The sequence below is a fragment of the Bacillus sp. JJ864 genome (assembly GCF_036963045.1).
Lineage (GTDB): Bacteria > Bacillota > Bacilli > Bacillales > Bacillaceae_G > Bacillus_A > Bacillus_A pseudomycoides_C.
The window spans coordinates 145754-170495 of the sequence record NZ_JBALLY010000020.1 but is presented as its reverse complement, the minus strand read 5'-3'; the positions used below and the strand labels follow the sequence as shown (position 1 = coordinate 170495).

The following is a 24742-nucleotide window of genomic DNA, read 5'->3' as shown; positions in this document are numbered from 1 at the left end:
TTTAGGGGGGGACGAGATGATCTGGCCATGCATAGGAGCGGTCAGGGCCTTTTCCTGCCACGTGCAAGGTTTGAAAACAAAAGTAGACAATAAGTGCAGGCCCCTGCCCTGTTTGCATGACAGCAGTCTATATGCCAAAAAACGAATTTATAAGTAATAGAGAGACACATCTTCACTAGAATCATATCCTTTTCTAAATTTCTAAAGGTATAGCTGAGTAGTTACATTTATTTAAATAAACTGACGATATTTGTATATTCAAAATTTACAATATATTCAAAAAATATTTTCAATATAAGTAAAATACTGTATGATTTTTCATGTGGTATTTTTTAGGTGATTACGACTTCTTGCGCTAGAAAGCGTATAATCTCACTCCCTTTAAAAACTCGTCTGTACTGCTGGTTAGTGGTCATTTATGAAGGTTTCACTTTATATGAGGAGGATGTCGTCTATGTTTTTTCGTAAAAGTCTGCAATCGAAGCCGAAACTCATTGCATATGAACAGCCGCAATCGGTTCTTGCTGAACAATATCGTAATATCCGAACGAACATACAATTTGCTTCTATTGATCAAAAGATCCGTTCTCTCGTCGTGACATCGGCAAATCCTGGAGAAGGAAAAACAACGACGACTGCCAATCTTGCTGTCGCTTTTGCACAACAAGGAGAAAAAATCTTGCTTGTAGACGCGGACTTGCGAAAACCAGTGCTTCATCAGCTATTTCAAGTTGATAGCGTTTTTGGATTAACAAATGTATTATCGAGGCAGCGAACGTTGCAGGAGTGCATTGCAAAAACGAATATAGAAAACGTACATTTGTTACCATGTGGACCTATCCCGCCGAATCCAGCAGAATTATTGAGCTCAGCAGTGATGGGGGAATTATTGAAAGAAGCAGAGAAGCACTATGATCTCATTCTTTTCGATACACCACCTGTTCTTGCTGTTACAGATGCTCAAGTTGTTGCCAATCAATGCCAAGGTACGATACTTGTACTGTGCAGCGGAAAGACGGAAAAAGAGCAAGCGCTAAAAGCGAAAAATGTGTTACAGCATACAAACACAGCATTGCTCGGCGTCGTGCTTAATGCGAAGCCTCAATCCGAACATACATATGGGTATTATTAATTAAAAAAATAAGAAACCTAGGTGAAATTCATTGACTCCTAGGTTTTTTATATATATAAATATTTTAGGTGTATAAAAATACGCGATTATTTATTTGGCATTTATTGTAAATTAACGAGATGATATTGTCAGATTTAGCGGTATTTTGTAATATTAAATTAGGTTTTAAAAAAATGAATATAGGTACTGTGAGTAGACAATAACATATAGATTTTTATAAAAATCTTACGTTTTTATAAAAATCTTATATTTTGTTATGTTATACTTTTTGTTGTGTAAAATTATGAAACCTGGGGGAGCTTATGGAAGAAACGATTAGTTTAAAAGAGTTATTTCAAGTTTTACGAAAGCGCTTCGCAATGATTCTTACTATTACATTTGGAGCAGCGATCATTAGTGCGATTGTGAGCTTTTTCTTTATGACACCAATCTATCAATCTTCAACGCAAATTCTTGTTAACCAAAAGAAGCAAGAAGGAGCAATGATTCAAGCTGGTGAAGTGCAGACGAATATTCAATTGACTAATACATATAAGGTCATTATTAAAAGCCCTGTTATTTTAGATCAAGTGAAGGAAAAGTTAGGATTAAATATAACAACGCAAGAATTAAGTAATAAGATTGAAGTTGCAAATGAGAAAGATTCCCAAGTTGTAACGGTAAAGGCACAAGATAAAGATCCAAAAGTAGCCCGCGATATTGCCAACGCAACAGCAGAAATATTCAAAGTTGAAGTTGCCAAAATTATGAGTGTAGATAACGTAACTATTTTATCAAAAGCAGAAGTGGCAGAATATCAAGCTCCAATTAAGCCGCAGCCAATGCTGAATATTATGCTGGCGCTTCTTGTAGGATTAATGGCATCTGTTGGACTAGTATTCTTACTAGAATATTTAGACAACACTATAAAGAAAGAAGAAGATGTAGAGAAATTACTAGGATTACCAGTTCTCGGTATCGTTGCGCGTATGGATGAAGAAGAAGTAGGGAACAAATCACGAACAGCGTCAGCGAAGAAAGTAAGGGGGCAAACAATTGGTTCTTAAAAGCTTATTTAAGAAAAAGAAACATCATCGTCAACGCCGTCAATTAATTGCATACGATCAGCCAAAATCACCAATCTCTGAGCAATATCGCAACATTCGTACGAATATTGAATTTGCCTCGGTAGATCGAAAAATCCATTCCTTAATGGTGACGTCTGCAAATCCAAGTGAAGGGAAAACGACGACAACATCAAATATTGCCGTTGTATTTGCTCAGCAAGGAAAGCGTGTACTACTTATCGATGCAGACTTACGAAAACCAGCAACGCACCAAATGTTTCAAATTGACAACATTTTTGGTTTAACAAATGTCTTAACAGCTGGTGAACGATTAGAAAAATGCATTCAAAAAACAGCAGTAGATAAATTAGATTTTCTCCCATCTGGCCCAATTCCGCCAAATCCTGCAGAACTACTTGGATCAAAGGCAATGAAGGAACTGCTTGGTCAAACTTACAGCTTATATGATCTAGTAATCTTCGACTTGCCGCCAATCTTACCAGTAACGGACGCACAAATTATGGCGAGCCAATGCGATGCATCTGTACTTGTTGTACGTAGTGAACAAACAGAAAAAGAAGCAGCAGTAAAAGCAAAAACATTATTAGAATCTGCAAAAGGTAAATTGTTAGGTGTTGTTCTAAACGATCGTGAACGTGAACAGAGCCTATATTACTACTACGGTGCAAACTAAAGAGATGTGCGCAAGGCGCACTTCTCTTTCATCTTGAAAATACATAAGAAGAGAGGGTGAGGACAATGATCGATTTACATTGTCATATTTTGCCTGGTATCGATGATGGGGCCGGGACGTTAACGGATAGTCTCGCGATGGCACAAAAAGCAGCGGCAGAAGGTATTCATACAATCGTCGCAACTCCGCATCATCAAAACGGTAAATATATAAATGAGCGTGCAGAGATTCTTCATCAAGTAAAACAATTAAATGAAGCGCTCCAAGAACATGATATTCCTCTAACTGTATTACCGGGTCAAGAAGTTCGTTTATACGGGGACTTATTAGCAGATTATGAAGCTGGTAAAATTCTCACATTAAACGAAACGAATAAATATATACTAATCGAATTTCCATCCAATCATGTACCGCGTTATGCTGAACAAATGTTATACGAATTACGAGTAAAGGGTATGATTCCCATTATTGTTCACCCCGAACGTAATGCCGAGTTAATCGAGCGGCTAGATAAATTATATAACCTCGTAAATAAAGGTGCGTTAACACAAGTAACAGCTGGGAGTTTGCTAGGGAACTTCGGTAAGAAGATTCAAAAGTTCTCACTGCAGCTTGTTGAACATAACTTAACGCATATGATCGCATCAGACGCGCATAACACAACGACAAGGGCATTTCATTTACAAGCTGGCTATGATGTTATTGAAAATGAATTTGGCACAAATACGCTTACGGACTTCAAAGAAAATCCATATTTACTGATAAGCGGTAAAACAATCTATAAAGAAGATCCACAACAAATTCGCCGTAAAAAAATATTTGGTATTTTTTAAGGTAAACAATGGTGATGTCTCCTGACCATTATCAACGGAGGCACTCGGTTGTGCTGTGGGTAGAAATTATATTTCAACCTACCTTAGACGCTTGTCGTCGGGAGCATGGTGTGAGGATGGGTTAGATGCCCAATATAATTTATAAAAACTCTAGCTATGGAGTTGTGTATAAGGACACTGTAGCTAGGGTTTTTATTATTGCTACATCCTTATAGATAGATACAAAAGGTGTAAAGAGATGTAAAATGAAGTTAGGGGGACTCATTTTGAGACAAGTGAAAAAAGCAATTATTCCAGCGGCAGGACTGGGAACAAGATTTTTGCCAGCAACGAAAGCAATGCCAAAAGAAATGTTACCAATTGTCGACAAACCAACAATTCAATACATCGTCGAAGAAGCAATTGAATCTGGCATTGAAGACATCATTATCGTAACCGGGAAAGGAAAGCGTGCAATTGAAGATCATTTTGATCACTCCTTTGAACTGGAAGAAAATCTATTATCCAAAGGTAAATATGAAATTTTAGAAAAAGTACAAGAATCTTCGAAGATTAACATTCATTACATACGTCAAAAAGAACCGAAAGGGTTAGGGCACGCAGTATGGTGTGCGCGTAAATTTATCGGAAACGAACCATTTGCGGTATTACTTGGCGACGACATCGTGCAAGCAGAAACACCGTGCTTACGTCAGTTAATAAATGAATGCGAAGCAACGAGCGCTTCTGTCATTGGCGTTCAAACGGTACCAGGCAACGAAACACATTGCTACGGTATTATCGATCCAATGCTGCAAAATGGCCGCCGTTATCAAGTGCGTAAATTTGTAGAAAAACCAGCACAAGGAACAGCGCCATCTAACTTAGCGATTATGGGTCGCTACGTGTTAACTCCAGAAATCTTCATGTTCTTAGAAAATCAGCAAACAGGTGCAGGTGGCGAAATTCAATTAACAGATGCGATTCAACGTTTAAATGAGATTCAACGAGTGTTTGCTTACGACTTTGAAGGAACACGTTATGATGTTGGGGAGAAATTTGGCTTTATTAAAACGACAATTGAAATGGCCCTTCAGCATGATGAACTGAAAGAAGAATTGATGAAGTATATGAACGAGTTGGTACAGAAAGAGAATGTGCACATATAGAAGGAAAGATATGTGATGCAGCTAGTAATATGTGCATCACATATGGGAAGTGAACAGTTTAGCTGTATCTCTTTTGAAATAAAGAGATACAGCTAAAATTTAAAAGTAATATATAAAGAAAGGAACGTGTATATTGAGTTATTCAAAACGGCTATCATTGTTAATTTTTTTAGATTCATTTATTGTGTTAACTGCCGTGTATCTAAGTTATTGGTTTATACATCCAGATGCATTAAGCAATATTCCTATCACATTAATTATTAGCTCGATTACGTTACTTTGTAGCCATCATATTTTTGCAGCTATTTATAAGTTATATAACAAAGCTTGGGAGTATGCGAGTATTGGAGAATTAAAACAAATTTTTAAAGCAGTTACCTTTTCTATTCTAGTAACTGCAATTGTTCAAGAAATTATAAATCATGATATTTATGTGCGTATTTTAGCAATTGCTTGGATGTTACATCTATTGTTAATTGGTGGTTCACGCTTTGTTTGGCGTCTGTTCCGGGATACATATATTGCTCAAAATACAAATCAAACACGAACACTTATTGTTGGTGCAGGTGCAGCAGGAACAATGGTTGTAAGACAGCTACAACGAAATAAAGAGGCTGACTTACATCCAGTTGCATTTGTGGATGATGATAAAAATAAGCAGCGATTAGAAATTTATAATGTACCAGTGGTAGGTTCAACAAAGAATATTGAAGAAATAGTAGAAAAATATAAAATTGCACACATTATTATTTCTATTCCTTCTTTAAATAGAAAACAAGTGAATGGAATTTTTGAAAAGTGTACAAAAACAAAAGCAAAAACACAAATTGTGCCAATGCTAGAAGATATTTTAGATGGAAAAGTCTCTGTAAATGAATTTCGTGATGTACAAGTGGAGGACCTACTTGGTCGTGAGCCGGTTAAATTAGATGATGCTGGAATAGCAGAAACAATTACTGGCCGTACAATTCTTGTAACGGGTGCAGGGGGATCTATCGGGTCTGAAATTTGTCGTCAAGTTATGAAGTATAGTCCTGAAAAGATTGTCTTACTTGGACATGGTGAGAATAGCATTTACGGTATTGAAATGGAATTAAGAGAGATTTACAAGAATCGAATTGAGATTGTAACAGAAATTGCAGATGTTCAGGATCGAAATAAGATATTCGCTATTATGGATAAGTATCGTCCGTTTATTGTATATCATGCAGCTGCACATAAGCATGTGCCTTTAATGGAGCATAATCCTGAAGAGGCCGTAAAAAATAATATTTTTGGTACTAAAAATGTAGCAGAGGCCGCTGATACGTTTAAAGTAAGTACGTTTGTCATGATTTCTAGTGATAAAGCAGTAAACCCTCCGAATGTCATGGGAGCAACAAAACGCTTTGCGGAAATGATTATACAGCACATGGCAGCAGTTAGTAGTACGCGCTTTGTTGCTGTTAGGTTTGGGAATGTACTTGGAAGTAGAGGAAGTGTAATACCGTTATTTAAGAAGCAAATTCAAAAAGGTGGACCTGTAACGGTGACACATCCTGATATGACTCGTTATTTTATGACAATACCGGAGGCTTCAAGATTAGTTATTCAAGCTGGTACTTTAGCTAAAGGTGGAGAATTGTTTGTACTTGATATGGGAGAACCGGTAAAGATTGTTGATTTAGCAAAGAACCTTATTAATCTTTCAGGTTATTCTATTGAAGAAATTGGAATCGAGTTTACGGGTTTGAGGCCGGGAGAAAAGATGTATGAAGAATTATTAAATGAAGGCGAAGTTCATCCAGAACAGGTATTTCCTAAGATTCATGTAGGAAAGGCAGTTTTAATGGAGCAGGGTATCCTACAACAGTTTATGGATGATTTTGAAGAAATGAACAAAGAGACTATAAGAGAAAGATTATTAGAGATTGCAAATAATAAAGTTGCGACTAAAAACTAATTTGAAGGAAGGCCTTGAAAATGGAGAATAGAATATTTCTTTCATCGCCACATATGAGTGATGAGGGTTATGAAATGCAATATGTTAAGGAAGCCTTTGATACGAATTGGATTGCACCCCTTGGAGAAAATGTGAATGGGTTTGAAAAAGAGTTGGCTACGAAGGTCGGTTCTAAAGCTGCAGCGGCATTATCGTCTGGCACAGCTGCAATTCATATGGCTCTTAAAGCAGCAGGAGTAGGAGAAGGGGATATAGTTTTTTGCCAAACGCTGACTTTTTCGGCTACAGCAAACCCTATTATCTATCAAAACGCCATTCCTGTTTTTATAGACAGTGATTATGAAACTTGGAATATGTGTCCTAAAGCGTTGGAAGAAGCGTTTGAGAAATATCCGAATGTAAAGGCGGTAATCGTAGTTCATCTTTATGGTCTTTCAGCTGATATGGATAGAATCGTTGAGCTATGTAAAAAATATAATGTTACTTTAATAGAAGATGCTGCTGAATCATTAGGTACTTACTATAAAGGGAAACATACTGGGGCTTTTGGTGATTATGGCATCTTTTCTTTTAATGGAAACAAAATCATCACTACTTCCGGTGGCGGTATGCTTGTTTCTAATAATGAAGAGCGTATCGCAAAGGTAAGGTTTTGGGCTACTCAAAGTAGAGATCAAGCAAGACACTATCAACATAGTGAACTAGGATTCAATTATCGTATGAGTAATGTGGTTGCTGGAATCGGTAGAGGGCAACTTAAGGTTTTAGATCAGAGAGTTCAGAAAAAAAGATATATTTTTGAGTTTTATAAGAGAGAACTAGGTAATCTTGAAGGCATTCAGTTTATGCCTAGCAATAAATGGAATGAACCGAATTATTGGTTAAGTTCAATGAATTTAAATGGTAAGGTTCGACCGATTGATATTATGGTAGCTCTTGAAAGAGAAAACATTGAATCCAGACCAATCTGGAAGCCAATGCATATGCAACCGTTCTTTGAAAAGTATGACTTTGTTGGTACGGACGTATCGGAAAAACTGTTTGAGAATGGTGTATGTTTACCATCTGATACGAAGATGACAGATGAGGATTTGGCAAGAGTTGTGAAGATTATTAAAGGGTTGTGGTTAGCATAATGAAAAGTTCTAAAGGTAGCATCTATAAAAGATTTGTAAAAAGACCGATGGATTTTATACTATCATTGATTGCTATTATAATTCTCAGTCCAGTTTTTGTGATAGTTGCTATCTTTGTAAGGGTTAAGCTAGGTGGCCCAGTACTTTTTAAGCAGAAAAGACCTGGTCTTAATGATAAGGTTTTTATGATGTATAAGTTTAGGACGATGACGGATGAAAGAGATGAGAATGGAGAACTACTTCCAGATAGTGTTAGGTTGACGAAGTTTGGAAGGTTCTTACGGGCTACATCTCTTGATGAACTTCCTGAACTTTTTAATATTTTAAAAGGTGATATGTCAATTATAGGTCCTAGGCCATTATTGGTACAGTATTTGCCTCTTTACAATGAGCATCAAAAACGCCGACATGAAGTTAGACCAGGCTTATCTGGCTTGGCCCAGGTAAGTGGTAGAAATGCTATTAGTTGGGAAGATAAATTTAATCTCGATGTAGAGTATATAGACAATGTAAGCTTCATTGAAGATTGGAAGATTATTCTTCTAACTATTAAAAGGGTTTTGGTCAGAGAAGGTATTAACTCAGAAACTGCGGCAACTATGGAACCATTTAGAGGAAGTAAAGAAGGAAGAGTAGAGCTATGAAGAACAAACTTCTCATAATAGGGGCTAGTGGTCACGGGAAAGTTGTCGCTGATATCGCGTTAAAAATGAATAAGTGGCAGGGAATTGCTTTTTTAGATGATGACGAAAATGTCAAGTTATCAATGGGAATAGAAGTAATCGGTAAATCAGCGGACGCCTCCAAACATATAGAGGATTACGATTTTTTTGTAGGTATTGGTAATAACGTTATACGAGAGAAGATTCAGGAGAAACTTGAAGCTGAAGATGCAAGCATAGCCACCTTAATACATCCAAGCGCTGTCATTGGAGAACAAGTTGAGTTGGCATCAGGAACCGTAGTTATGGCCGGAGCTGTGATTAATTGTTGTACCAAAATAGGAAAAGGATGCATTATTAATACTGCTTCGACAATTGATCATGATAATGTAATTGAAGATTATGCCCATGTATCACCGGGAGTACATTTAGCTGGCACGGTAAAAGTTGGACGGGGGACTTGGTTAGGTATTGGTAGTGTAGTAAGTAACAATATTAACATTACTAGTGACTGTAAAATTGGCGCAGGTGCCGCTGTTGTTAAAGATATAACTGAATCTGGGATTTATGTGGGGGTTCCGGCGAGGAGAGCTTATAGAGTATGAATGTCTTATTTTTAACCCTTCTAGATTTTTCAACAATGGATGAACAGGGTATATACACAGATTTGATGCGAGAATTTGTGGAAAATAACCATAAAGTATATATTATTTCTCCAACAGAAAAGAGGAAACAACAATCAACAAGGTTGATTGATAAGGGGAATTATAAAATATTAAAATTACAAATTGGTAACATTCAAAAAACGAATATGATTGAAAAAGGCATTTCAACTCTTACTTTAGAATCTAAATTTCTAAGGGGTATCCAAAATTATTTTTCAGATGTTAAATTTGATTTAGTAATTTATTCAACACCGCCAATAACGCTTCAAAAAGCAGTTGAATATGTGAAAAAAAGAGATAATGCAACAACGTACTTATTATTGAAGGATATTTTTCCACAAAATGCAGTAGACCTTGGCATGATGAGGAAGACAGGAATTAAAGGCCTGTTATATAAATATTTTAAATCTAAGGAAAAAAGATTATATAAAATATCGGATTATATCGGATGCATGTCACAAGCTAATGTAAATTTCTTGTTACAGCATAATCTTGAAATATCTCCAAATATTGTTGAAGTATGTCCTAACAGTATAGAACCTTTAACAATAGAGAAAGATGTGAGAAAGACAAAAGAGGTTAAGAGTAAGTATAAAATACCACTTGATAAAACAGTGTTTATTTATGGAGGGAATCTGGGAAAACCACAGGGGATTGACTTTTTGATTGAATGTCTAAAAGCAAATAAAGCTAATGGTCAGATTTACTTTATTATAGCTGGATCAGGGACAGAGTTTACTAAACTTAAATCTTTTTTTGATAATGAAAAATTAACCAATGCACAGTTATTTGCTCAATTACCAAAAGATGATTATGAAATTTTAGCAAGTTCATGTGATGTTGGGCTAATATTTCTTGATAAGCGATTTACGATACCAAATTTTCCATCAAGACTTCTTTCATATATGCAGGCTTCAATGCCTGTCTTAGCAGCAACTGATGTCAACACGGATATCGGGAAGGTTATGGAAAAAGGAAACTTTGGTTTTTGGTGTGAGAGTAGCGATGTTGAACAATTCACTAAAAAGGTACAGCAATTATGTAATATAGAATTAAGAAAACAGATGGGGATAAACGCTAGAAATTATTTAGAAGATAACTATACAGCGAAACACTCATATGAAATAATAATGAGTCATTTTAAATAATATGAAAAGAGGTAAGTACATGTTTAAAGATAAAACTTTATTAATAACAGGCGGTACTGGTTCTTTCGGTAATGCAGTTATGGAAAGATTCTTAGATACTGATATAAAAGAAATCCGTATTTTTTCACGTGATGAAAAGAAGCAAGATGATATGAGAAAGCTTTATAAAGATGATAAATTAAAGTTTTATCTAGGCGATGTAAGAGATCTGGCGAGTGTTAAAAATGCTATGCACGGCGTTGATTATATTTTTCATGCTGCTGCGTTAAAACAAGTTCCATCTTGTGAGTTTTTTCCACTAGAAGCTGTGAAAACTAATATTTTAGGAACGGACAATGTACTCACTGCTGCTATCGAATATGGTGTTAAAAAGGTAATTTGTTTATCTACGGACAAAGCAGCTTATCCAATTAACGCAATGGGAATTTCAAAAGCGATGATGGAAAAAGTTTTTGTAGCAAAAGCAAAAACAGTATCATCAGATAGAACGCTTATTTGTGGTACAAGATATGGTAATGTAATGGCTTCACGTGGATCAGTTATCCCATTATTTATTGAACAGATTAAAACAGGGCAGCCTTTAACAGTAACGGATCCTAATATGACAAGATTTCTTATGAGCCTAGAAGAAGCGGTTGAGTTAGTTGTATTCGCTTTCCAAAATGCCGAGGCAGGAGATATTATGGTTCAAAAATCACCCGCAAGTACTATTGGTGACCTTGCCCAAGCTGTAAAGGAACTGTTTAATGCAGATAATGAAATTAAAGTAATCGGAACAAGGCACGGAGAAAAGCGTTACGAGACTCTTCTTACTAAAGAAGAATACGTAGTTGCAGAAGATTTAGGCGGTTTCTTTAGAGTTCCTGCTGATCAAAGAGATCTTAACTATGATAAGTATTTTGCTGAGGGAGATCAAAAACTTACTACCGTAGAGGAATATAATTCAGATAATACACAGATCCTTGATATAGAACAAATTAAAGAGAGGTTACTTGAATTAGATTATGTTCAAAAAGAACTTGAGGAATGGAATAAAAATATTCACGTAATGAACTAAAGGATGGTACTAGCTAATGAATATTCTTGTTACAGGTGCAAAAGGTTTTCTGGGAAAAAATCTTGTCGCAGAACTTAGAAATAGAGGATATAACAATATATTTGAGTTTACTAAAGAAAGTGATCCTACATTGCTTGATAAATATACAAAAGAATGTGATTTTGTCTTTCATTTAGCTGGTGTAAACAGACCAGAGGATGAAAATGAATTTATGGAAGGCAATGCTGGATTTACGTCTCAATTACTAGAGTTATTAAAAAGACATGATAATAAAGCTCCAGTACTTATTACTTCATCCATTCAGGCAGAAAAGGATAATCCTTACGGGAGAAGTAAAAAGGCAGGGGAGGAGTTATTATTCAATTATTACAAAGAAAATGATGTGAAAGTTTATGTATATAGACTTTCAAACCTATTTGGTAAATGGAGCAAACCTAATTATAATACTGTGGTAGCTACATTTTGTCACAATATAGCTAGGGGTTTGGACATCCAAATAAGCAATCCAGATGCAGAACTTAATCTTTGTTATATAGATGATGTACTGGAGGAGTTTTTAAGAGCTTTAGAGTTTAATCCGACTATGCAAGATGATTACTGTGTTGTACCAGTGATACATACAATTAAACTTGGAGAATTAGCTGGCCTTATAAAAAGTTTTAAAGAAAGCAGAACAAATTTAAGTATTCCAAATATGGAAGCGGCTTTAACTAAGAAGCTTTATAGTACTTATTTAAGCTTTCTGCCGGAAGATGCGTTCTCTTATGATCTCAAAATGAATAGCGATCATAGAGGATCTTTTACAGAGTTTATTAGAACATCTGAAAGAGGACAAGTTTCTATAAATGTATCTAAGTCAGGAATTACAAAAGGAAACCATTGGCACCATACTAAAAATGAAAAATTTTTAGTAGTTAGTGGTGAAGGTTTGATTAGATTTAGAAAAATAGATTCAGACGATATTATTGAATATAGAGTAAGTGGAGAAAAGTTACAGGTTGTAGATATACCTACCGGATATACTCACTCAATTGTGAATGTAGGCGAAAATGATCTTGTAACGGTAATGTGGGCAAATGAATGTTTTGATCCAGAAAAACCGGATACTTACTTTGTGGAGGTATGATTCATGAAAAAATTAAAAGTCATGACAGTTGTTGGTACTAGACCAGAGATTATAAGACTATCAGCTGTAATTAATAAATTAGAAGAATCAAGTGCAATAGAACATGTTCTTGTTCATACAGGCCAAAATTATGATTATGAATTAAATGAAGTGTTTTTTAAAGATTTTAATTTGAAAAAACCGGATTACTTTTTAAACGCAGCTACTGGAACTGCGGTAGAAACTATTGGTAACATCTTAGTTAAGATAGATCCTATTATGGAAGAAGTACAACCAGATGCTCTTTTAGTGTTGGGAGATACGAATAGTTGTTTATGTGCTATTGCAGCGAAGAGAAGACATATTCCAATTTTCCATATGGAAGCAGGAAATAGATGCTTTGATCAAAGGGTGCCAGAAGAAACGAACAGAAAAATTGTTGACCATACAGCTGATATTAATTTAACTTACAGTGATATCGCAAGAGAATATCTCCTTAGAGAAGGGGTCCCGGCAGATAGAGTTATTAAAACAGGAAGTCCGATGTTTGAAGTTCTCAACTCAAGAAAAAATGATATTGAGGAATCAAATGTATTAGAAAGATTAGGGCTTGAAGAAGAAAAATATTTTGTAGTGTCAGCTCACAGAGAAGAAAATATTAATTCGGAAGTTAATTTTCTAGACTTAGTAGATAGCTTAAACGCGATTGCAGAAAAATATAATATGCCCGTAATTGTAAGTACACACCCTAGAACAAAAAATATGATTGATGCTAAAGGAATAGAGTTTAATCCATTAGTAAAAACATTGAAACCTCTAGGATTTAATGATTATGTAAAACTTCAAATTAAGTCTAAAGCTGTTCTTAGTGATAGTGGAACGATTAGCGAAGAGTCTTCTATTCTTGGGTTTAGGGCTTTGAATATTAGACAAGCCCATGAAAGACCAGAAGCAATGGAAGAAGCATCGGTTATGATGGTAGGTTTAAGGGAAGAACGAATATTACAGGGATTAGAGATTTTAGAAACGCAAGAAAAGGATACATTAAGGTTTGTTGGAGATTATAGCATGCCAAATGTATCAGATAAGGTACTTAGAATAATTTTGTCATATACAGATTATGTTAATAGAGTTGTTTGGGGAAAGTAAAAGTATTAAATTTTTATAACTTCAAATAAACATTTTTAATTTAAAATATTATCAATTGGGTAGAAATGAAAAGTGCTTTATGCTGTTTGTGGTTCTTTTTTTATTTGGTTAAGTGATATCCCGTTCATAGGACAAATACCATTCTTTTGGATAGATGATTGAGAGTTTTCGGTCAAAACCCAATTGGCGGATTTGTCTTTTTTATGATTAGGTGATTTTTGTTTGTGTATGTACTCCCATGGGCTCATACCTTAAACCGTATCATTAAAGAAAAAACATTGTTTGAGTTCTAGAGTTAATTAGAGCTATGTGAGAGAGTAATGAAGAATTTTTATTTAACGAACAATTATCAAGATGAGAATGTGTAGCTAAAACTTGTAAAAGTTATTAAGAACTTCTCTAAAATTAGTAATAATATTGTTTGGAGAAAGGAATAAAAAAGTAATGAACATTATGGTTTTTGATGTTCCGGCAGAAAGCGGAGGAGCATTATCTATCTTAAATGACTTTTATAATGAAGTAGTTGAAAGTAATGATAAAAGTATTAATTGGTTTTTTGTACTAAGTACACCTAAATTAGAGGAAACAGATAATATAAAAGTACTACAATTTCCTTGGATCAAGAAAAGTTGGGGCCACCGTTTTTATTTTGATCAAGTTATAGCACCAGGACTGGTGAAAAAATATAAAGTAGATAAAGTATTTTCACTTCAAAATGTTACAATTCCACGTATAAATTGTGATCAAGTTCTTTATGTGCATCAACCTTTACCATTTGTGGATTATAAATTTTCAATTAAAGAGAATAAATTGTTCTGGATATATCAAAATATAATAGGGCGCAATATAATTAATTCGATAAAGAAAGCAAAGCATGTTATTGTTCAAACTCAATGGATGAAAAAAGCTTGTATACAAAAAGCTCAAATTCAGAATAATAAAATTGAAATTATACCACCAACTATTAACGTAGCAATAAAAAAGTATTTTGAACCCAATGAAAAATCACTATCAACCTTCTTTTACCCTGCTAGTAACAGTGTATATAAAAATCATAAAATTATTGTAGAGGCGTGTCGACAATTAAAAAATTTAACGAATATAGATTATGAGATAATATTTACATTGAATGGAAACGAAGATCAGCATACGATAGATTTGTATAGGCAGATACAAGAAGAGCAATTGCCCATTCGTTTTGAAGGATCGAGGACAAGAGAAGAAGTTTTTGAGCTATATACTAAATCAATCTTACTTTTTCCTTCTTATATTGAAACCTTTGGTATGCCTATGCTTGAGGCAAGGATGCATAAAGGAATTATAATTGCAGCAGATACACCATTTGCAAAGGAGATACTTGAAGGTTATGAAAATGCGAAGTTCTTTGAAGTATTTAATCCAGAAGAGTTGAGTTTGTTAATGCATCAATATCTTCAAAAACAAGAGCAATATAAAACGGTGCTTGAAGTTCAAGATAAAGGAAGTAACACAAGACAATTAATCGATATTTTAACAAATGAATAATAAGCATAACAATTATTGATTTAAATATAAGAATGACATCAAAAGTCATTAAAAAAATTAATTTCATAGGTGTAGAAAATGAAAATTTTATATTTTGGAAGTCTTTGTGATGATGAATGGTTTAAATCTATATCCAGTACTAATGGAATGCCATCACGTGTTGCACAATATTCTTTTGAGAAAGCATTAGTTAGTGGTCTTTCTGAAATGGAAGTCGATATGGAAATATATTATCTCTATCAAGAGCAATATTATCCAAAGGGCAAGTTCTTGAAGTTCAATAAGAGAAGAAAACAGTTAAATGATAGAGATATGGTGAGTTATTTATCTAATATTAATTTACCACTCATTAAAGAAATATATTCTTTATTTCAAGGTATGTTTTTAACTTTGAAATGGGGAATAAAAAATTTTAAGAATAAAGAGAAGATCATTTTAACACCCTTTAACTATACACCGCTGTCTCTTGGTATTTATGTAGTTTCAAAGCTACTCGGAATCAAACGAGTAAATATTTTTACGGATCTTTCAAGTGATATAATGAATTCAAAAAGACAAAAGGAAATGCACTGGCTTAAGAAAGTATCTCTATCTTATTATATAAAACTAGTAAACTTTATAGAACATAACTACGATGGTTACGTGTTATTCACTGAACCAATGAAAGAAAGAGTAAATTCGTCGAATAGACCGTATATAGTCATGGAAGGTATTTTTAATAATGATCTAGACTTGTCTGAGGTGCCAAAAAGTAAAGCTATTATGTATGCAGGGACTTTAGCTTTTGAATATGGGATCAAAAATATTTTAGATGCCTTTGAACAAATAGAAGATGATGAACTTGAACTTTGGCTTTTTGGTGATGGAGACATGAGAGAGTATATAGAACATCTATCTATAAAGGATACGAGGGTTAAATACTTTGGCTTTAAACCAAGAGCGGAAGTTTTTGAATATGAAAAAAAGGCGGCAATATTAATTAACGCAAGAAATCCAGAAGATGAATATACTATGTATTCTTTTCCTTCAAAAACATTTGAATATATGGTTTCAGGAACGCCGTTTTTAACTACGAGATTAAAAGGTATACCAGAAGAGTATGATAAATATATTTACTCAATAAATAGTAGTGATATTCATTCGATTAAAGGAGCAATTGAAGAGATATTATCAAGCCCAGCTGAAAAAATAAATAGGCTAACTGAAAGTGCTAGAATATTCATCTTGGAGAATAAGAATAGTACTATTCAGGCAAAAAAAGTTTTAGATTTTCTTATCACCATAATGCATAATAGAACAATATCTAAATAAAGATGTAGCTAATATTATTAGAAATAAAACCTATTTAAATTGGTAAGAGACTTAGTATCTTAAATGTCTTTTTTACTTAGTTTAAAAATATCGGGGCAAGGTTATTCTGAATTCATCTGAGTATTGCTTAAAATGCCAAAGGAGTATACTTTGGTTTTAGAAACGGTGCTTCTATTTATTAATAAGTTTTGCTTATAGAGAATTTATCATATCTATGTGAAATTTCTTTAGGTAGTATAGGATACATTTTTTTATCATTATATTTTTAAATTTAATATGTAAGAATTATATGGTTACTTAGAGTGAAGGTTTAAGGAGAGTTTTGTTCATGAAAATATTGTGGCTTACAAATATCCCTCTTCCAGAGGCCAGCTTACTTCTAAATGAGGAAGTACTTCCTTTTGGGGGATGGCTAGTGAATGCATCTGCAACACTTTCGTTAACCAAGGATGTGTCACTATCTGTTGCATTTCCCAATCAGAGATTTAATGACGTAAGGTTATTGGAAGGAAAAGAAATGAAATATTATACATTTCCTTCCGTAAATAGTAGTGATTTGAATCAAATCAATAATAATCAATACCTGGAGCTAATTGTAGAACAATGCAAGCCAGATATTGTTCATATTTTTGGTACTGAATTTACTCATACGCTTTCGATGGTAAATGTCTGCAGAAAGAAAAATATTAAGACTGTTGTATCCATCCAAGGTTTAGTGTCTATTATTCCTAAACACTATATGTTATCCCTACCTGTAAATGTTCAAAATAGGTATACTTTTAGGGACTTATTAAAACGGGATAATATCAAAAAACAACAGAAAGAATTTATTAAACGTGGGGAATTTGAAATTGAATCATTAAGAAAGGTAAACAACGTTATTGGGAGAACTACTTGGGATAAAGCATGTACTACTCAAATAAATTCCAATGTAATTTATCATCATTGTGATGAAACATTAAGAGAAGAGTTTTATAACTATCAGTGGGACATAAAAAAAATAGAAAGGCATTCTATTTTTTTAAGTCAAGGATCGTATCCTATAAAAGGGCTTCATTTTATGATTGAAGCTATGTCTTTGATATTAGACAAGTTTCCTAATACAAAGTTATATATTGGAGGCGTTGATATAACAAAATCCCAAACTTTAAAGGAAAAGATGAAAATTTCATCTTATGGAATGTATATCAAAGAGTTGATTAAAAGATATAATCTTCAAGATAAAATTGTTTTTACTGGACTATTAAGTGAAAAACAAATGTGTGAAAGATACCTACAGTCGAATGCGTTTGTTTGTCCATCAACTATTGAAAATAGTCCCAATTCTTTAGGGGAAGCAATGATATTAGGGGTTCCTTGTGTTGCTTCAGATGTTGGCGGTGTGTCTGATATGTTAAAACATAAAGAGGAAGGTTTTGTATATCAAACAGATGCTCCTTATATGTTAGCTCATTATGTGTGTGAAATATTTAAAAATGATGAACTGGCTTTGAAATTTTCTGAAAATGGAAGAGGACATGCTTTGAAAACGCATGATTCTATAAAAAATACAAAACGTCTAATAGAGATATATGAAGATATTTTGCAAAAGAAGGTATAGACATTGAAAGTTAAAAATATTATTGCATTATCGTTTGAACGAATAAAAGGTAATGAAGTTGCTGCAAAAATTATGCGTAATGCAAGTTGGCTAGTTGGGGATAAAGTTTTTACTATGGTCATCGGTGTATTTGTTATGGCACTAGTAGCTAGATATTTGGGGCCAGAAAGGTATGGATTATACAATTATGCCTTAGCTTTTGTCACCTTGTTTACGGCTTTATCGACACTAGGGTTAGAAACATTATCTATTAAATCGATTGTACATCAAGAAGAAGAAGAGGGAACGATACTCTATACGTCTTTAGTCTTACGAGTAATAGGTGGCACTTTTTTAACTTTTTTGACCAGTGTAATTATTCGATTGTTCGCACCAAATGAACCTCTTGTTCATTTACTTGTAATGATTATGTCATTTACCATGATTATTAAATCATTAGAAGTCATTGAATATTGGATACAAGCACATCAAAAATCGAAAATATCTTCATTGATTCGTATGGGTGCATACGTTTTTTCTGCTCTACTCAAAGTAGCTTTTGTGTTTTTGGAGGGAAGTTTATTCCATCTAGCTCTCATTTATATGTCTGATGCATTGATTGTAGGAATAGCACTAGTGATTGCATATTTTAAAAATAGAACGTCTTATACAAAATGGAAATTTAAATTCCAATATGCAAAAAAAATATTATCGCAAAGCTGGTATTTAATTCTTTCTGGACTTATGGTAACGCTTTATATGCAAGTTGACAAGGTGATGCTGGGCTCCATGTTGACAAATAAAAAGGAATTAGGTATGTACTCAGCTGCAAGCCAAATTGCGAATATGTGGTATTTTGTACCTTTAGCTGTTATTACCTCATTCCAGCCTATTATTATGAAGAAAAAGTTAGAAACCCATGAAAAGTATATAAATGCTATGCAAACTTTGTATTCAATTGTTGCATGGATTGGAATAGTGTTTGGATTGTTTATCATTCTATTTTCAGATTTTATTGTGTCTATTTTATATGGGCAAGAATATAACCATGCAGCAGATATAATTACAGTGAGCGTATGGGCTGGTACTTTTGCAACGTTAGGATCGGCAAGGTCAATCTGGCTATTAGTTGAAAATCTGCAAAAGTATACGTTATTTTATACTTTAGTAGGTTTGGTAATAAATGTAGGTTTAAATTATCTATTGATACCTACTTATGGTGGCTTTGGGGCAGCATTTGCAACTCTTATAGCCCAAATTTTTGCAAATGTCTTTGCGCTAGCGCTCTTCAAAAAAACACGAATATCCAGCATCATGATCATAAGGGCATTTTCCCCAAAATATTTATTTAATTTGAAGAAGCTATAAATTTTAAATGATGGAGGCAGTTTAATGTTAGCTCCGGTTATAATTTTTGTTTACAATCGACCTGAACATACAATAAAAACAATAGAAGCTTTGGCTAAAAATGAACTAGCAAGGGAATCCACTGTCTTTATTTTTTCCGATGCAGCTAAGAATGAGAACTCGTTGGAAAAGGTAAGAGCAGTGCGAGAGTATATTGATACTATCGAGGAAAAAAAATATTTTAAATCACTTAAGATTAACAAAGCAAAGATAAATAAAGGGCTAGCTAAATCTGTAATTGATGGAGTTAGCGAAATTATTAACGAAAATGGAAAAGTAATCGTTTTAGAAGATGATTTAGTAACAACACCTGATTTTTTAACGTATATGAATGATGCGTTAAATTACTACAATGACTTAGAGAAAGTCTGGTCAATTAGTGGGTATAATATACCAATTGCATTTCCTAAAGATTATAAGAGTGAAATTTATTATTCTTATAGAGGCTGCAGTTGGGGCTGGGCAACATGGAAGAATAGATGGAATCAAGTGGATTGGGATGTAAAAGACTACACGGAGTTTAAAGGGAATAGACGCTTAAGAAATCAATTTAATCGTGGTGGGAGAGACATGGCAAATATGTTAGATTCCCAAATGGAGGGAATCATAGACTCGTGGGCAATTCGGTGGTGCTATACACAATCAAAGAAAGATTTGCTTACTGTATATCCGGTTAAGTCTCGAATAAAAAATATTGGATTAGATGGTTCTGGAACGCATAGTAGGGTTACATCCCATTATGATGTGGAAATTGATGAAACTTTTCCGAAATGTACCTTTGATGATCCAGATTTAAACAAGGATATACTGAAGAATTTTCAGAATCACTATGGTACCCGTCTAGAATACTATTTAGTTAAACCAAAACGTTTTATAAAAAAATTATTGAGGGTGTGATTGAAATGAACATCACAATAGCAGGAACAGGTTATGTGGGTTTATCTAATGCAGTCTTACTAGCCCAACATAATGAAGTAATAGCACTTGATATTATTCAAGAAAAAGTAAATCTGATTAATAATAGGAAATCACCTATTATAGATAATGAGATTGAAGAATTCTTGGCAACAAAAGATTTAAATCTAATTGCTACTACAGATAATTATAGGGCATTCAAGGATGCAGAGTATGTTATTATTGCAACACCAACAAATTATGACCCAGATAAGAATTATTTTAATACAAGAACTGTCGAAGCTGTGATTGCAAATGTTTTATCTATTAATCCAGAAGCCATAATGATAATTAAATCAACAGTCCCGGTAGGGTATACAGAGAAGGTAAGAGAGAAGTTCGAAACAGATAATATTATTTTCTCACCGGAGTTTTTAAGAGAAGGTAAAGCTTTATACGATAACTTATATCCTTCACGTATAATTGTTGGTGAAAAATCTGATAGAGCAATGATATTTGCTAACTTGCTAGTCCAAGGAGCTGTTAAAGAAGATATTTCTGTATTATTTACAAATTCAACTGAAGCAGAAGCAATTAAATTATTTGCTAACACATATCTAGCTATGAGAGTGGCCTTTTTTAATGAACTAGATTCATATGCAGAAGTAAGAGGGTTAGATACAAAACAAATTATTGATGGGGTTGGCCTAGATTTGCGAATTGGTAATCACTATAACAACCCGTCATTTGGATACGGTGGCTATTGTTTGCCTAAAGATACAAAACAGCTATTAGCAAATTATGCGGATGTTCCTAATAATATAATGACAGCAATTGTTGATGCAAATAGAACGAGAAAAGATCACATTGCAGAAATGATTATAAATAGGAATCCTAAAGTTGTGGGTATATATAGACTTACAATGAAGATGGATTCAGATAATTTTAGACAATCAGCTGTTCAGGGGATTATGAAGCGTATTAAAGCAAAAGGGATTGAAGTTGTTGTATACGAACCAACTCTTCATGAAGAGACATTTTATAATTCTAGAGTAATTAATGACTTTGAAGAATTTAAGAGGGTAAGTGATGTAATCGTTGCTAATAGATTATCAGATGATTTACGTGAAGTAGAGGATAAGGTATATACAAGAGATTTATTTAGTAGAGATTAAAAGTCAAGAAGTATGTATAAGTAATTTGGAATTTCAACATACAGGTTAAGTAGTAAAAAAGTTGCTTAAATTAGTTTAATTATGCAAGAACTATAAATAAACCGTTTAACTTATATAGAATAAGAAGACGAAAAAGCTACTCACTTATATATAGATTGTTGATCTCATTATAATAAATCTTCAATAAATGTAATGTTACAGTTTTAAAGCTTTGCGGTTCTGTATATGGATAAAAACACCACAAACATTTACAAAAAGCCATTCTTGAATTAAATAAATTGTTATAGAATAGTAAAGGTTTTATTTTAGGAGTTGTTTTTATTGGATATTTCTGGAGTTCATGAAGGTAAAAAAAATCAAGTTTTATATTTTTTAGCCCTTGTACTATATTGCCTTAATTTTAGAGGAGAGGGAATGTTTATACCCTTTTTATTACTACCATTTTTAGTGATGCATCTAGCATTTCATAGATTTAATGTTAGATATTTTATTATTGTGGGTATAATCATTGTTTTTTCTACTATTTATAGCCTTACAATGAATAGTTATGGATATATATATTCAAGCTTCAATTTCTATTCTTATTTATTATATCCAGTATGCTTATTTATGCTAGGTGAACTTTTGGCAAGAAAAGATGGAGGGAATAAAAAATTAACTTATAATACTATTTTTGGTGTAATCTTTTCTTTTGCGTTATTTTCAGTTTTAAGTCTAATGAAAACAATCAACACGTATGGTAGCATAGAAGCAGCAACTAGGGCATTGAATGGTCGTGTAGTTTTAAATTTTTGGAACGATAGTCTTATTAGCGCTACGGGATTTAATACGTACTTGTCATTTGGTTTGGTAATACTTCCGATTTGTTTTATGAGCTTTAAAGAGTTACGTTATGGAAAAGCTCTAAAATTTTTATGTTTTTTATCTTTTTTGATTAGCTTGTATGGGATTATAATTTTAGCAAATAGAACAGGTTTTATATTGATTTTAGCTTCATTAATAGCCGTCAGTTTATTAGTTAAAAAAACAACATTTCTAAGGGTTGTGAAATGGTTTGTTGGGATACTTTCTGTGATGTTCATTAAATTTTTATATGATAACAATATGGACATTAAATACTTTTTATTACAATATCCCCTATTTTCTCGCTTTAATGAAATGGATATGAGAAACGATCCTCGTTTTGAATCTTGGAAGGAAGCGTTTATGGGGTTATTTACAAATCCAACCGGAGGAAGAAAAACATCGTTAAGTTTAAATTATGCACACAATATGTGGCTAGATGTGGGGTATGACGTTGGCATTTTGTCCTTCTTTTTATTATTGCTAATAACATTTTTGGGATTATCAGCTTTGTATAATTTCATTAAGTCTAATCAGCCGTTATTGTTAAAAGGTCTGATTGTAGGTCTGTATACAGCTATGTTTTTAACATTTATGGTTGAACCTATATTCGAAGGATGGTTTACATATTTTACTGTTTTTTGTTTTGTTTTCGGATTAACTCATGGATTAAATTTTAAATATAGAATTGATAGAAATAACAATATACAAAGAGCTAGTGATACTAATTATGAAACGACACCTTTTTAGTCTCCAAATGAACTTAAACATTTTAAAGTTTACTTTTAATGAGAAAGTGTGCGAATTCAGAAGAGCCCCCGCTCGATTAGTTTAACGGAGAGAGAAATAATATATTTTCTTTTTCCAAATTGTTAGTTAGATAAAGAAATATATATTATGATAAAGAAGGGGAAGTGATTGATTATGGCAATACTCGTAACCGGCGGGGCGGGATATATTGGTAGCCACACATGTGTAGAATTATTAAATAGTGGTTATGAGATTGTGGTGGTTGATAACCTTTCTAATAGTTCGGTAGAAGCGTTAAACAGAGTAAAAGAAATAACAGGAAGACAATTTAAATTTTATAAAGAGGATCTTCTAGATTACAAGGCAATGAACACAATCTTTGAAGATAATATAATTGATGCAGTAATTCATTTTGCTGGTTTAAAAGCTGTTGGAGAGTCAGTAGCTATTCCGCTTATGTATTATCATAATAACATTACAAGTACATTGGTCTTATGTGATGTAATGCAAAAACATAATGTGAAGAAGATGATTTTTAGCTCATCAGCAACGGTGTACGGTGTGCCTAAAATATCACCAATTACAGAAGATTTTCCTTTAAGCTCAACAAATCCGTATGGTCAAACAAAATTGATGATTGAACAAATTATGCATGACATAGCTTTGGCTGATCCTGAATGGAGTGTTGCATTGCTCCGTTACTTCAATCCATTTGGTGCACATGAAAGTGGTCGTATTGGCGAAGATCCAAATGGAATTCCAAACAATTTAATGCCATATGTAACACAAGTAGCAGTTGGAAAGTTAGCAGAATTAAAAGTGTTTGGTAATGATTATCCAACAAAAGATGGTACAGGCGTACGTGATTATATTCATGTTGTTGATCTTGCTAACGGACATGTGGAGGCTCTTAAAAAGGTATTACAGACAACAGGAGTAGAAGCGTATAATCTTGGGACAGGAAATGGTTATAGCGTGTTAGAGATGGTACAAGCATTCGAGAAAGTGTCAGGGAAAAAGATTCTTTATAAAGTTATAGAGCGAAGACCAGGTGATGTTGCAATATGCTTTGCAGACCCTTTGAAAGCCGAAAGAGAATTGGGATGGAAAGCAAAACGAGGAATTGAAGAAATGTGCGCAGATTCGTGGAGATGGCAGTCCGATAATAAGTATGGTTATAAACATGAACAGATTACTAGGTAAAAGATATATGCACCGATAGAAGTGGGAACCATTAGAAATTACCTTCTTATTAGTGATGGTGTAGGTGTACATATAGTCTCTTGTAGCATTATAAGACAAATGGAATGTATAATATAGAGAATGAAGTTATATTTTCAGTCCTGAAATTAGTAGAAGGATGCGATATTGTGACTGATAAAAAGATGAATATATCGTATAATGATTCTAGTTCAACTGATTTATCTATATTAGTATCATCAAGAAATAATACAACCTATCCGACATTTAGGTAAAAAGCGTTATTTTCTATTGAAGAGGTAATTGATTCTTCCTGGCTGTAGTGAAATCAGTTCCTGAGCG

The 24742-nt window shown here is 33.5% G+C and carries 21 protein-coding genes; all 21 read left to right on the top strand.

Annotated features, from left to right (window positions below):
• The first annotated feature begins 454 nt into the window (after positions 1-454).
• The 21 genes from V7024_RS04820 to galE all read left to right on the top strand — a co-directional run bounded on the left by V7024_RS04820 (position 455) and on the right by galE (position 24403).
• Positions 455-1132: a CpsD/CapB family tyrosine-protein kinase gene (locus V7024_RS04820; protein WP_438824434.1), complete on the top strand. Its 678-nt coding sequence runs from the start codon at positions 455-457 to the stop codon at positions 1130-1132.
• Between the two features lie 302 nt (positions 1133-1434).
• Positions 1435-2178 (top strand): YveK family protein, encoded by a 744-nt coding sequence (locus tag V7024_RS04815; protein WP_335516393.1) that lies wholly within the window; start codon positions 1435-1437, stop codon positions 2176-2178.
• On the top strand, positions 2168-2872 hold the full coding sequence (locus V7024_RS04810) for a CpsD/CapB family tyrosine-protein kinase (RefSeq protein WP_335516390.1): 705 nt from the start codon (positions 2168-2170) through the stop codon (positions 2870-2872). The genes V7024_RS04815 and V7024_RS04810 overlap by 11 nt, the downstream gene beginning before the upstream one ends.
• Before the next feature lie 65 nt (positions 2873-2937).
• Complete coding sequence (locus V7024_RS04805) at positions 2938-3705, top strand: tyrosine-protein phosphatase (protein ID WP_335516387.1); 768 nt, start codon at positions 2938-2940, stop codon at positions 3703-3705.
• 266 nt (positions 3706-3971) lie between these two features.
• Complete coding sequence (gene galU, locus V7024_RS04800) at positions 3972-4853, top strand: UTP--glucose-1-phosphate uridylyltransferase GalU (protein WP_335516384.1); 882 nt, start codon at positions 3972-3974, stop codon at positions 4851-4853.
• Between the two features lie 133 nt (positions 4854-4986).
• Positions 4987-6795, top strand: coding sequence for a polysaccharide biosynthesis protein (locus tag V7024_RS04795; RefSeq protein WP_335516381.1), 1809 nt, complete (start codon positions 4987-4989; stop codon positions 6793-6795).
• Positions 6796-6815: 20 nt separating this feature from the next.
• Positions 6816-7931, top strand: coding sequence for a DegT/DnrJ/EryC1/StrS family aminotransferase (locus V7024_RS04790; RefSeq protein ID WP_335516379.1), 1116 nt, complete (start codon positions 6816-6818; stop codon positions 7929-7931).
• Positions 7931-8575, top strand: coding sequence for a sugar transferase (locus tag V7024_RS04785; RefSeq protein WP_335516376.1), 645 nt, complete (start codon positions 7931-7933; stop codon positions 8573-8575). The genes V7024_RS04790 and V7024_RS04785 overlap by 1 nt, the downstream gene beginning before the upstream one ends.
• A complete protein-coding gene (locus V7024_RS04780; protein ID WP_335516373.1) occupies positions 8572-9198 on the top strand; it encodes an acetyltransferase in 627 nt (208 codons plus the stop codon). The genes V7024_RS04785 and V7024_RS04780 overlap by 4 nt, the downstream gene beginning before the upstream one ends.
• The gene (locus tag V7024_RS04775) at positions 9195-10406 is read left to right on the top strand and encodes a glycosyltransferase family 4 protein (RefSeq protein WP_335516372.1); all 1212 of its coding nucleotides are present in this window, start codon (positions 9195-9197) and stop codon (positions 10404-10406) included. Before V7024_RS04780 ends, V7024_RS04775 begins: the two co-directional genes overlap by 4 nt.
• Before the next feature lie 19 nt (positions 10407-10425).
• The gene (locus V7024_RS04770; RefSeq protein WP_335516369.1) at positions 10426-11463 is read left to right on the top strand and encodes a polysaccharide biosynthesis protein; all 1038 of its coding nucleotides are present in this window, start codon (positions 10426-10428) and stop codon (positions 11461-11463) included.
• A 16-nt stretch (positions 11464-11479) separates the two neighbouring features.
• A complete protein-coding gene (locus tag V7024_RS04765) occupies positions 11480-12589 on the top strand; it encodes a capsular polysaccharide biosynthesis protein CapF (protein ID WP_335516364.1) in 1110 nt (369 codons plus the stop codon).
• Between the two features lie 3 nt (positions 12590-12592).
• Positions 12593-13717: a non-hydrolyzing UDP-N-acetylglucosamine 2-epimerase gene (gene wecB, locus V7024_RS04760; RefSeq protein WP_335516361.1), complete on the top strand. Its 1125-nt coding sequence runs from the start codon at positions 12593-12595 to the stop codon at positions 13715-13717.
• Positions 13718-14161: 444 nt separating this feature from the next.
• On the top strand, positions 14162-15241 hold the full coding sequence (locus tag V7024_RS04755; protein ID WP_335516359.1) for a glycosyltransferase: 1080 nt from the start codon (positions 14162-14164) through the stop codon (positions 15239-15241).
• Positions 15242-15319: 78 nt separating this feature from the next.
• A complete protein-coding gene (locus tag V7024_RS04750) occupies positions 15320-16552 on the top strand; it encodes a glycosyltransferase (RefSeq protein ID WP_335516356.1) in 1233 nt (410 codons plus the stop codon).
• A gap of 328 nt (positions 16553-16880) precedes the next feature.
• Complete coding sequence (locus V7024_RS04745; protein ID WP_335516353.1) at positions 16881-18152, top strand: glycosyltransferase family 4 protein; 1272 nt, start codon at positions 16881-16883, stop codon at positions 18150-18152.
• A gap of 3 nt (positions 18153-18155) precedes the next feature.
• On the top strand, positions 18156-19499 hold the full coding sequence (locus V7024_RS04740) for a flippase (protein WP_335516350.1): 1344 nt from the start codon (positions 18156-18158) through the stop codon (positions 19497-19499).
• 24 nt (positions 19500-19523) lie between these two features.
• Positions 19524-20435, top strand: coding sequence for a sugar transferase (locus V7024_RS04735; protein ID WP_335516347.1), 912 nt, complete (start codon positions 19524-19526; stop codon positions 20433-20435).
• A gap of 5 nt (positions 20436-20440) precedes the next feature.
• Positions 20441-21607 carry a nucleotide sugar dehydrogenase gene (locus V7024_RS04730; protein ID WP_335516344.1) on the top strand — a complete coding sequence of 389 codons (1167 nt, stop codon included), beginning with the start codon at positions 20441-20443 and terminating at the stop codon, positions 21605-21607.
• A gap of 321 nt (positions 21608-21928) precedes the next feature.
• On the top strand, positions 21929-23200 hold the full coding sequence (locus V7024_RS04725; RefSeq protein ID WP_335516341.1) for a hypothetical protein: 1272 nt from the start codon (positions 21929-21931) through the stop codon (positions 23198-23200).
• Positions 23201-23374: 174 nt separating this feature from the next.
• Positions 23375-24403 carry a UDP-glucose 4-epimerase GalE gene (galE, locus tag V7024_RS04720; protein WP_335516338.1) on the top strand — a complete coding sequence of 343 codons (1029 nt, stop codon included), beginning with the start codon at positions 23375-23377 and terminating at the stop codon, positions 24401-24403.
• Positions 24404-24742: the final 339 nt, after the last annotated feature.